Here is a 1,849-nt window from a genome sequence, read left to right as displayed (position 1 = left end):
GATGCTGTTGGTGATCTTGGATCTAGTCGTCGGTCATAGCGCGGAAGAGTTGCTGAAGACGGGTCCGTGGTCGTCGACGCGGGTCGGGCCGGTGTTGGGCGAGCCGGATGAGGTTGGTGCCGGCGGCGGTGAGGACGTGTTGGACGTGGGTCTTTGCGAGTCCGCGGTATCGGCAGTGGCGTAAGCCGTGTGCATGGACGGTTTCTGAGACGGTGGCCTCGCATCCGGCGCGTAGTGCGTAGCGGCGTTTCCACTCGGGGGTCTGCTGTAGCGCTCGGTTCCGGTGCTGGATTTCCTGCAGCGGTTCGGGCAGCAACAGCAGGTGCCGGCCTTTGCCATCAACGTTTCCCGTGCACTGCTGCCGGACCGTGCAGGCGCGGCAGTCTGCCCGCCGGAACAACACCGACAGTCGCGGCTTGCCGTCCGCGACCGTCGGCTTCCACGGCGGGCTGACCGTCCCTTGTGGACAGATGACGGTCTCGGTCTGCCAGTCGACGTGGAAGTCTTCCTTGGCGAAGCCGGGCCGTTCAACAGCACGCGGGTCCTGACGGACCGGCCCGACGATCGCTATCCCATGAGCCTTCGACGCCCGGTGCACCGTCTCGGGCGTGACGTAGCCGCTGTCCAGGAAGTGTTCCGCGGGTGCCATGTCCTGATCGGCCAGCGCTGCATGGATCGCATCGACGACGCCGACGTCCTGTTCCGGAGCCGGGGTCGTCACGACATGCACGATGACGTTCGGCCGTTCCTCGTCACAGGTCTCCGTCTGATGATCCTTGTATCCGACCCATTCGACCTTGCCCGGTTTGTGGCTGAACCGGGCCTGCGGATCGTGCGGCGACACGACCTCCACGCTCGACCACGGCACTCGTGCAGGCTCCGGATCATCGTCGGGCGGCGTGCTGCCGGACCGCCGCCGCGTCGTACCTTCCCGGCTCTTGCGAGCCCGGGACAGCTTCGCCTCCCGCCATCGCAGCTGACCGGACTCGTCAAACCAGTACTGCTGCACCCAGACCTGGCGCAGCACCTCGACAGCAGCCGCACCCGACCCGGCCGCCGGCCCTGTCGGGCCGTATACGGCCTGGAGCAAGGCAATGCCATCAGCACCGACCAGCTCGACATACTGCCGCACTGCAGCCGCACCGGTCGGCTGCCGCTCGTGCCGTGCCGCCCGGCCGTAGCGCTCGGCCCATCCCTCCGGCATGACACCGGCCAGCCACACCTCGTCCACCTTCGCCAGGGCCTCCAGTGCGGCGCGCATCGTCTCTGCGACCAGTTCCACCCGGCTCAGCCGACGCACTGCCGCCAGCACATGCGTGGAGTCCGTCCGCTGCCGTCCCCGCGCCCGCACCAAACCCGCCTCCGCGAGCCGATCAACCATCACCGCGAGCAGGCGGTCAGCCCGGTCACCCTCGGCCAGCCGGTCCCGGAACTCGCTGAGCACCGAATGATCGAACCCGGGCTCGGTCAGCTCCATCCCCAACGCGTACTTCCAGTCGATACGACACGCCACCGCCCGCGCCGCCTGCCGATCAGTCAGGTTCTCGGCATACTGCAACACCGACACCAGCGCCAACCGGGCTGGCGCCACACCAGGACGGCCGTCCACCGGAAACCAGCCGACGAAGTCGTCGTCGGTGAACAAGTCCTGCAGCCGATCCCGCATCAACATCGCCGGCGTGCCCTTCGGGCTCGCCGCCCACGCCACCCGAGCCGTCTCCACCGGAACATCCGAACCCGCACCACGGCTCATCGACATCCTGCTATCCCAGCATCGACGCACCTCCGCGCCCGGCAACGACGCGCTGCAAACTGATCAACCAGCCAAGATCACCAACAGCATCCGGAA

At 67.4% G+C, this 1,849-nt stretch carries 2 protein-coding genes; one reads left to right on the top strand and one right to left on the bottom strand.

Annotated features, from left to right (window positions below; all coding sequences use genetic code 11):
* Positions 1–22 precede the first annotated feature (22 nt).
* Entirely contained in the window at positions 23–1,645 is a 1,623-nt protein-coding gene (locus ACZ6TV_RS55180) for an IS1182 family transposase (protein WP_465309778.1), read from the bottom strand.
* On the opposite strand from ACZ6TV_RS55180, the gene ACZ6TV_RS55175 reads away from it, so the two are divergent.
* On the top strand, positions 1,638–1,849 hold a 212-nt coding region (locus ACZ6TV_RS55175; RefSeq protein ID WP_465309776.1), incomplete at its 3' end, for a hypothetical protein. The genes ACZ6TV_RS55180 and ACZ6TV_RS55175 overlap by 8 nt on opposite strands.

The sequence above is a fragment of the Dactylosporangium sp. NPDC051087 genome (assembly GCF_055586325.1).
This window is presented reverse-complemented; position numbering and strand designations above follow the sequence as displayed.